The sequence below is a fragment of the Cribrihabitans neustonicus genome, assembly GCF_048820895.1.
Classification (GTDB): Bacteria; Pseudomonadota; Alphaproteobacteria; order Rhodobacterales; family Rhodobacteraceae; genus Cribrihabitans_A; species Cribrihabitans_A neustonicus.
In genome coordinates, this window is record NZ_JBMERQ010000026.1 from 1 (window position 1) to 8,418 (window position 8,418).

Here is an 8,418-nt window from a genome sequence, read left to right on the forward strand (position 1 = left end):
AAGTGGAGGAAACACTACAACACCAAGCGACCACACAGTGCTCTGGGGTATCGCCCGCCCGCGCCGGAAACCATCGTTCTGATGGATCAAAGACCGGTCATGCACTAACAATCAAACCGGACCACTCAGGTGGGGCTGATCGATGCGGACCGAATGAAGGTGCGTGGCGTTGTGAAGGGCGATGGGGCACACATCCCGTTCGGTGAAGAGGCGAAAGTCATCGAACACGCCCTCTGAGAGCGCCTGGTGCCTGATCCGGGCAAGCTTACCCTCGTACCTGGCGCTGACACGATGGATCGGACGCACCGCGTACCCGATACGACGGCCGTCTCGCCGCTGGCAGACCAGATCGACGTAGTGGATGTGGAACTCACCATCGGCATCATACCATTCGAAGGCCTGCTGCTCGACGAGATCAACCGTGGTCGGTGCATAACGAAGGACGAGCGCCACCTTCTTCTCAAGGTTGCTTTCCAGGCCGACACCGCGTCCGTGGCCTTCGCCAAAAGTGATATGCCCGGTGAAATGGGCTTTCGATGCGACCTGAGTGCGGCGGTTGCCAGCGCTCACCTCGGGCAAGCGAATGCCGCCCGGCAGATAGGGATAAGACATGAATTCTCCCGCCCCGAGAAATCGACATTTCTCGGGCTATGACGATCTTTGAAATTTGCGAAGAGCCGTCCTTGTCCTGGCGACAGCATCATGCTACCCGGCAGGTGTTACACAGGGATCGAGCTTTCGCACGGTTCATTCGGGCGCCAAGCGCCTATATCTGGTTTTGGGTGTTTGAGCCTCTTTGGACAGTTTCTGCCGATGGGCGCCTGTATCCCGATTGGAACTGAGAGATCAGAACCGCGTCAGGAGATCAGCCGCATATTCGGGAATTGCCCATAGAAGATGCCCGTTCCACATGTCCAGCCCGCCGGGAGTGCGAGGTCTGGGGGGCCGAATTTTCGCAAATTCCGGCCTCAAGATCGGTAAGGCGCTTGCCTCCGATTTCCTGGTCATCCAGCGAAATTTGCGAGAAAAGGACCGCAATTTCTTCAGCACCGCCCGAAACGCTGGCGATATGAGCGTCAGAAAAGTTTTGATGGGTCATTTTCATCTGGATAACTCTGTGGATAGTTGAAAACGCGTGCCAATTGGGCGGCGCTAATCGTGAATTTACTCCGATTTCGCGAATCGAATTCGGCGGATCGCTCGACTTATGGGGCCAGTAAAGCGCCCGGATTCGGTCAGGAACCGTTGCTACGGGTGAGTAGCGACAGCCGCCGGAAGAGCTTGTGGGACAGGATCGTCCGCCGCTCCCACTCCGTTGTTTCCAGATCCGTGGCAGCTTCGCCAAACCAGAGCATCAGATCGCCCTCGTCGGATCGATGCGAGAACACCGCTTGCGGCCCAGTTGAGCTGACCTCGACAGACACCTGGGCAGAACCGAACCCATCCTCAGGACCGTTGAACCCTGCCTCGAGCCAATGGCCGCAGAATGCGCCAAAGGTGCGGTACAGCTCCAGGCCAGCGACAGGCAACCGGTTCAGGGCGTCGAGCAGCGTGCGCTCCCCTCCCGCATCGCAGTTGGCTTCCCACTGGATATGGCCGTCAAGAAACAGGTTCCCGCGTACTAGCCGCAGCTGAGAAAGTTCCTTTACAGATTCCGCCGCATCTTTGGTTTCGACATTCATGACCAATGCCAAGGTCAGGTGAAAGATATCTTCGCCGGTCATGTGCGCCGCCGCCCGCCCGCGCCCCCCAGGGCTGCGCAGACCGGCACGGGCCATGGCGCGCGTCATGGCATCAACCTTATTGGGATTCAGATCAAAGTACTCCGCAAGAGCACGGACCATTTCACCTTTTGTCGCCATGGGAGATGCCCTCAAGAACTGCCGATGAGGGGTTGATAGCCCATGAACGGGTCACGCGTCAAGTTTACGGTAAAACTTTTTCCGAAAAACATGCCGGAAACCGATCCGAGCCTTTAGCTCGCTTGTGAGTTGGTCGCTCTGACAGAGAGGCCCGGCAGGAAGCATTGCCCCAATGAGGCAGAAGCCTTCACAAACTTCTCCCAAAGATTGCGCCAGTACCCCCCCGCAGGAATACCGTACCCTCTGAAGAGATACCTTAGAATACCAAAAGATAAATCATTGAAAAGTATTATAATTTGTCTTTCCGGACGACTACCTGCCACACCGAGAGTGTTCGGTTTCAATACAAGCTGACGGCCAATGGCCTACGATAGCCACTTCACTAAGTATGCCTCAGCCTGAAAACAGAGACAAAAAGCTGCTTCAACAAGACCGGCGTCCGGAGGACTTGCGCTGGCATCTGGATGACGGCAGCCAACCTCAAGCGGTCATATCTCTGGGGGAGCCTTGAGAATGCCGCGTGTGCGAGATGCTATGGCCACCTTCTTTGAAGCGGACCCTCACCAATGTGATTTCCCATTGTTCGCCGCTGTACGTTCAACCAGCGGCGGCGACGCGCAGAGAGCGACCTTCGCAAATCCCTTACTGTCGCTAGATCAGGCCACGATTTTCGCCGCGGTGCCGCGATCAAAAGCTGCCGCTCGTCTAGGGCGCAGCATGAAACTGGCATCGTATGACCTGGTTGCGGACGGTGCGGACTTTCGCCGCACATGCAGCATCGGAAAAATCGAGCAGCAGCAACACACAAGCCACGGACTTTTCCCGGTCACGACATTTTCTTGAAAGCATTATTTTGTAAAACTGGGGCAAGCGGCCACCAAGGAGCCAGAAGCTTTTTGATTGCTAAGGATCGGTTAATACTTTTTTCAAGCAAGCTGCTTTGGCTCAATGCAGAATAATACCGAAAGGATACTCTTAGTCGGCACTGTGGGCTTTATACTTCCTTCGCCAGTACCACATGCACAAGTAATTTTGCAGCTAACCTGAAACGGGCGGAATTTACCCCAAAATTACATGTGGCACAAAACGTGAAAGATCCTGAGTGATTTCGCTGATGTCTTCACGGATGCATAGCCCACAAGCAGTATCGCCAACGATCCAGGAACCGAGCATTGCATTGTCATCCCCAAAATGGGCGGGTGGGCAATAGGCTTGGAGAATGCTACCTTCACTGCCGTATCCGCCCGGTGTGCTGAGGACATCTTGCCCTAGTCGGCGTAGCGTGACATTGGCGCCTTCCCGGCTGAAAAATGGCTTGACTACATGGGGAGCGCCTATCGCGTCCTGCGGCGCCTCGTCCTGAAACCAGGCGGGCAGCAGGTTCGGGTGGTCTGGATACATCTCCCAAAGCAGTGGTAAGATCGCCTTGTTCGACAGCAACGCCTTCCAGGGCGGCTCTATCCAGCGGGTCGCCGACGCGGGCAGGGCTGGGCCGTAGTCTTCTCGGAACATGTCTTCCCAGGGATACAGCTTGAAGATCGCCTCTATGACTGTGTCCTTGCTGTCGGCGAACCGCCCCTGGCTATCCAGACCGATATCCTGAACGGCCACGAATTCAGGGATCAGCCCGGCCTGGCGCGCGCAATCTTCCAAGTAGCTTACGGTTGCCCTGTCTTCCTCGCTGCCGCGTACGCTGGCAAAATGCAGATGATAGCCGGGCGCAAACATACGGCCCAGCCGTTCAATCAGCTGATCCTGCACCGAGTTGAACTGGTCGGCGTCGTCCGGCAGCACGCCTGCTTCGATCTCCTGTTCCAGCCAGACCCATTGGAAAAAGCCGGTTTCATAGAGCGCGGTAGGCGTATCGGCATTGAATTCCAGCATTTTTGCTGGTCCGCTGCCGTCATAGTGAAAATCGAACCGGCCATAGAGCGACGGGTCGCCGCGCAGCCAGCTTTCCGCGATCCAGCCATGGTAGGTCTCGGGAATTGCCATGCGGCGCATCAGGGCGGGATCGGCCACAGCTTCGGCGACCAGCGTCAGGCACATCCGCCAGAGTTCTTCCGTCGGCTCCTCGATGTCCTCTTCGATCTGGTGGAGCGTGAAGACGTAGGCCCGGCTTTCATCCCAGTAGGGCGCGCCATACATGGAATGAAAACCAAAGCCCAGGGATTCAGCCAGAGCACGCCATTCCGGGCGCTCTGGCAACAGACGTCTTTCCATTCGAATTACAGCTTGGCCAGAATGGCCTGAACGTCGTTCTTGGCTGGGTTCTCCAGCGCCTTGATCCGATCCTCAAGCGCTTCTCCGGAGATCTGCTGCGCCTCTTCCTCGGCTGCACTGAGCACTGCCTGCTGATGCGCCTGGCGCTGCTCCAGCCGTTCAAGGCTGGCCAAGGCATTAGACAGCCGCGCATTGGAGGAGCTGGCATTGACCGACGTTGCCTTCTGCGCCTCAAGCAGCGCCTCATTTGCCTTGGCAGCTTCGATCTTGCGCTGCAGCGTTTCGACACGGGACTGCGATTGCTTCAAGGCGTTGTCCATGCCTTCTTCGGTCTTTTGGTACTGGTCGGCCAGTGCCTGATCCGCCTGGACCTTGTCGCGCAGTTTCAGGACGCTTTCGATGATTTCCACCGCCAGCGCCTCGTCGCCTTGTTGTTTTGCGGTGCGGGCGGCTTCGGTGCGCCGTTCGATCTCCGTCATCATCTCAGCGACGGATTTTTCTTTCATGATCTTGTTGGCCGTCATCCGGGCCTTCTCGTCGCGGGCCTTTCCAATGGCGTCTTTCGCCTCGCGCATTTCCTGGTCGAGGATCTTCAAAAGATTGGCGTCAACCACGGCTTCTGCCGCTTCGTTGGCTGAGCCCTTGATGGCGGTGACAAGCTTTCTCCAGACGCTCATGCCACATCCTCCTGGCTAATTGTGCGCGGACCGATATCACGGGCCAGCTCAAGTGCGCTGTCAGCGATGGCGTGGAATTCGGCAAGAATTTCCTTCAGCGGCGCCTGGCGGGACATTGCGCCGAAAAGCTCATAATGTTCACGCCCGTCGATTACATCGATTGAAAGAGCGCACAGCGGCAGCAGCGACTTGTGGCTGCGCAGCATCATCGCCTCGAACCCGGCCGGGTCTTCCTGGGCGTCGCGCGGCCACAAGATAGCGGATGACAGAATCTGTTCTTCTCCGACGGAAACGTGCAGCAGGAAATCCCCTGAATCCTCCAGCGTAACCTCCAGAACGTCCGCTCCATCGGCGGCGGTGCAGCGGATGCCGCTGTTTTGCCCGTCTTCCTCAAGCGCCGCCTTTAGCGATGCGACAGTCCAATTTCTGTCAGTATCCGGCATAATAATCTCCACAAGGGTAAAAAGCTGCAGCTATTCGTAGTCACTGGTCAAGGCTGTTTCAAGCAGATGGAGCGTAAGATTTTGTCTCTGTTATAGGAATTGACAACCTGGTGGTGAGTCACCATGCTCTGCGCCACAATAATTGACGGCAAAGGCAATTTCAGGTGCCCATTCTTTATCGGCTTCTGGTCAAATTTTACCGGGAATTCCTTGAGCTGAAATGGTGGCTGCTTTGCCTGGCTGCGCTGGCTTTCTTTGCCATCTCGTGGCTGCTGTTCCACGTCGCAGGCGAGGAGGAACTGACCAGCAATTTCTCTGTTTATGTTTACTTTGCTGCGACAACGGCCTCGACAGTTGGCTACGGGGATTACTCGCCACAGACAGAGGCGGGGCGATTGGTTGCGGCCTTGTGGTTTTTCCCGGGCTCGCTGCTCATATTCTCGGCCGCCTTGGGCTGGCTGGCGGGATCGATGGTGGAAAGGATCAGGCGGATGGCCGAAGGCTATGGCAACTACGAAAACATGAAGGGCGCGACGGTGATTGTAGGCTACAACCGCGATCACACGCATCTCATGATTGAAAACCTGATTGCCGGGCAGGATGGTGATGACAAAATTGTCCTTCTGACAAAAAGCAGCGATGCCGAACTGCCGGAAGGGGTTTACCTGGTCAAGGCGGAGCGGCTGGATGCGCTGGCGTCACTCAAACGTGCCGCCATCCCCCAGGCCAACAAGGTGCTGGTATATGCCGGGTCCGATGCCGAGACCTTTAACACCTGCCTGGCGATCCGGGAGCTGAATGAAACCCTGCATATCGCAGCGTTTTTCGATGACCGCGACACGGCCCGGCGGGCGGCCCAGATTGCCGGGCTGGAAGCTATTGTCTCCAATGCTTCCGAAGCGCTGGTGCGCGCGGCCCAAGATCCCGGGGCGGGCCAGATCCTGATGGCGCTGTCCGCGGCGAATGTCGGTGCGACAATCTATTCGGCTGCTGTTGGCGGCACGGTTTCAACCACAGCCCTGACCGCAGCGCTGGCCGACAATGATGCCAGCCTGATTGCCCTGTCGGAGCCGGGCGGCTCCGGTTACAGGTTCCTGCCGTTTCCCGATCAGCTGCCGTCCGGTGGATCCTTCTATTACCTGTGCTCGGCACGTTTGACCGCAAATCAGATTTCCAAGGGGCTTGGTGATGTTCCGGTCACTGTTTAACCGAAAGAAGGCCGCCAGCGTTCCGGAGGTTGCCGGGCTGACCATCGGGCGCAGCCTGACAATCGATCCGGTTGAGCTGAAGCTGTTGGGTGGGGATACGCTGCTGGAGCCGCCTCAGACCGGATTTATGATTTGTGCGCAAGGTCACTGCGACCTGGGCGAGCAGTCTCATCTGCACCGTTTCTACACTGATGACGACCGCTACCTGCTGCAGATCCAGGGCAGTGACTGGGTTGAGGAAAGCCGGGTTGATGAGATCATGCTCTGGTATGCCTACGATGTGCAGTATCCGTCCCGCGACGCTGATTGGAATGATCTCAGAACCCGGCAGCGGCAGAGCCGGTTTGACATGCAGACAGAGACCGGCAGCGTGGAATTTGAGCGTGCCTGGTTCAGCCACTCCGATGCGGGCGAAGACCCGATGACTTATTGGGAAGACGTGCGCGAAACCCGCGGCAGCGCTGCACCGGCACGGATTTTCCAGACCGCGATGCTGTTCGGGCGCGGGTTGAGCGACGGCAGCGACGAAATGCTTCTCGTCAACCTGGAGGAGCCGGAAGACGGCGAACGCGCGGCTTCATTTCTCATTGGCCGGGTCTTGCCCCGGCACGCATTGATCACGTGATCCACAAAAGGACTGCACTATGACACTTCTGATGGCCACACTGGCGGGTCTCGTTCCCTTTCTGATGTATTTTGCAACAGCTTTGATCCTGCTGATGCTGTTTATGGCGCTGTATATGCGCATGACCCCGAATGATGAGGTTGCGTTAATCAAGGAAAACAACGCCGCGGCATCGGTGGTGCTGAGCGCAGCCTTCATCGGTTTTTCTCTGCCGCTGGCCAGCGCTGCGGCAAATTCGATCAACCTGATTGATTTCCTGGTCTGGGGTGTCATCGCCGGAATTGCGCAGCTTGCCGTCTATCAGGTTTTCAAGCGTTTCTATCCACTGATTTCCGAGCGAATTTCCCGCGGTGAGATTGCCGTCAGCATCAAGCTTGCGGGCATCTCGGTGACTGTCGGGCTGCTGAATGCAGCTTGCATCACTTACTGAAACGTCAGGACAACGGGAGATCCCGCATGAAACGCTCAAGATCTGTCAAGCTCCTGACCATGGCGTCAGCTTCGCTCGCATTGACTGCCTGTCAGGAAGATTTTGATACTGAAGGGGAGCTCTACCGCACAGTACCGGAATGTGTTTCTTCAGATCATGTTCCGGATGCGGATTGTGCGCCTTTGATCGAAGAAGGGAAGCGGATTCATGAAACTACGGCGCCCCGGTACAACAGTCTGCCCCTATGTGAGGAACAAGGCACGGATTGTTCTTATGAAAAGGCCGGGGACCAAGTGTATTACTCGCCCATTCCGATGGGCTATTTGGTGACTGGAGCAATCGCCGGGGGCGTAGTTTCCGACTTTGTCCGTCCTGTTTATCGCGACAGGACCCGCAGGGGCTACTACTATTCCACAGGTGGCGGTTACGTTGGTTACCTCGGTAGTGGCCGGTATGGCACCACAAAAAAGAGCATCCGGGCTTATAATCCCAAGGTGAAGCAGGCCGCCCCCAAGATCCAGACGCGCACGACAGTGGCTTCCAGAGGCGGCTTCGGCTCGCGCGGCGGGTTTTCTTTTGGCAGTTGAGGTACTCTGACTAGCCTTGATGTGGCAAATTTGCAGGTTGTAGTTCGAAGCTTCTTGGCCAGTTCCCTTGAGGGTATCAGAAAAAATGTTGCGGTGCCGCTAAACGATAGGTTTTTCCGGGTTCTGTACATGCAAGTGTTGATCGGCACAACGAACGTCCGCTTCCAACATTTGCGACGTGATGCATTTGCGAAACCCAAACGATGACTAATGTCTGCTGGGGGCTTATTCTGTTGAAAAACTCGGGTTGTTTTGGGTGTTGAGTGTTGATTCACTTTCCGCGAGGCAAGCGGAGGTGCGTGGCAATGATGGGACCACGGCAGGAATCGCAGGGTGCGCTGTTCTACGAGTTCTCGATAGAGG

12 protein-coding genes are annotated in these 8,418 nt (G+C 56.6%); 6 read left to right on the forward strand and 6 right to left on the reverse strand.

Going from position 1 to position 8,418, the window contains the following annotated elements; translation table 11 throughout:
* Positions 1–108, forward strand: a 108-nt coding sequence (locus ACOHWE_RS19840; protein ID WP_420668485.1) for an integrase core domain-containing protein, incomplete at its 5' end; no start/stop codon positions are given.
* Between the two features lie 3 nt (positions 109–111).
* On the opposite strand, the gene ACOHWE_RS19845 is transcribed toward ACOHWE_RS19840, so the two are convergent.
* The 3 genes from ACOHWE_RS19845 to ACOHWE_RS19855 form a co-directional block, all read right to left on the reverse strand.
* Positions 112–612 (reverse strand): PDDEXK family nuclease, encoded by a 501-nt coding sequence (locus tag ACOHWE_RS19845; RefSeq protein ID WP_420668472.1) that lies wholly within the window; start codon positions 610–612, stop codon positions 112–114.
* A gap of 253 nt (positions 613–865) precedes the next feature.
* The gene (locus tag ACOHWE_RS19850) at positions 866–1,105 is read right to left on the reverse strand and encodes a hypothetical protein (protein ID WP_420668473.1); all 240 of its coding nucleotides are present in this window, start codon (positions 1,103–1,105) and stop codon (positions 866–868) included.
* A gap of 130 nt (positions 1,106–1,235) precedes the next feature.
* A complete protein-coding gene (locus tag ACOHWE_RS19855; RefSeq protein WP_420668474.1) occupies positions 1,236–1,862 on the reverse strand; it encodes a hypothetical protein in 627 nt (208 codons plus the stop codon).
* A gap of 534 nt (positions 1,863–2,396) precedes the next feature.
* Between ACOHWE_RS19855 and ACOHWE_RS19860 the strand changes: the two genes are divergently transcribed.
* The gene (locus ACOHWE_RS19860; protein WP_420668475.1) at positions 2,397–2,705 is read left to right on the forward strand and encodes a hypothetical protein; all 309 of its coding nucleotides are present in this window, start codon (positions 2,397–2,399) and stop codon (positions 2,703–2,705) included.
* 216 nt (positions 2,706–2,921) lie between these two features.
* On the opposite strand, the gene ACOHWE_RS19865 is transcribed toward ACOHWE_RS19860, so the two are convergent.
* Genes ACOHWE_RS19865 through ACOHWE_RS19875 form a run of 3 tightly spaced genes read right to left on the reverse strand, consistent with a single transcriptional unit; the run spans position 2,922 to position 5,205 of the window.
* The gene (locus ACOHWE_RS19865; RefSeq protein ID WP_420668476.1) at positions 2,922–4,085 is read right to left on the reverse strand and encodes a glutathionylspermidine synthase family protein; all 1,164 of its coding nucleotides are present in this window, start codon (positions 4,083–4,085) and stop codon (positions 2,922–2,924) included.
* A gap of 5 nt (positions 4,086–4,090) precedes the next feature.
* On the reverse strand, positions 4,091–4,762 hold the full coding sequence (locus ACOHWE_RS19870; RefSeq protein WP_420668477.1) for a PspA/IM30 family protein: 672 nt from the start codon (positions 4,760–4,762) through the stop codon (positions 4,091–4,093).
* On the reverse strand, positions 4,759–5,205 hold the full coding sequence (locus ACOHWE_RS19875; RefSeq protein ID WP_420668478.1) for a DUF2170 family protein: 447 nt from the start codon (positions 5,203–5,205) through the stop codon (positions 4,759–4,761). The genes ACOHWE_RS19870 and ACOHWE_RS19875 overlap by 4 nt, the downstream gene beginning before the upstream one ends.
* 164 nt (positions 5,206–5,369) lie before the next feature.
* Here ACOHWE_RS19875 and ACOHWE_RS19880 point away from each other — a divergent pair, with 164 nt between their 5' ends.
* From ACOHWE_RS19880 to ACOHWE_RS19895, 4 genes are read left to right on the forward strand one after another with little or no spacing between them, the layout of a single operon-like run.
* On the forward strand, positions 5,370–6,413 hold the full coding sequence (locus ACOHWE_RS19880) for an ion channel (RefSeq protein ID WP_420668479.1): 1,044 nt from the start codon (positions 5,370–5,372) through the stop codon (positions 6,411–6,413).
* On the forward strand, positions 6,394–7,038 hold the full coding sequence (locus tag ACOHWE_RS19885) for a DUF2491 family protein (protein ID WP_420668481.1): 645 nt from the start codon (positions 6,394–6,396) through the stop codon (positions 7,036–7,038). The genes ACOHWE_RS19880 and ACOHWE_RS19885 overlap by 20 nt, the downstream gene beginning before the upstream one ends.
* A 19-nt stretch (positions 7,039–7,057) precedes the next feature.
* Positions 7,058–7,468 (forward strand): DUF350 domain-containing protein, encoded by a 411-nt coding sequence (locus ACOHWE_RS19890; RefSeq protein WP_420668482.1) that lies wholly within the window; start codon positions 7,058–7,060, stop codon positions 7,466–7,468.
* Positions 7,469–7,494: 26 nt separating this feature from the next.
* The gene (locus ACOHWE_RS19895; protein WP_420668484.1) at positions 7,495–8,055 is read left to right on the forward strand and encodes a DUF1190 domain-containing protein; all 561 of its coding nucleotides are present in this window, start codon (positions 7,495–7,497) and stop codon (positions 8,053–8,055) included.
* Positions 8,056–8,418: the final 363 nt, after the last annotated feature.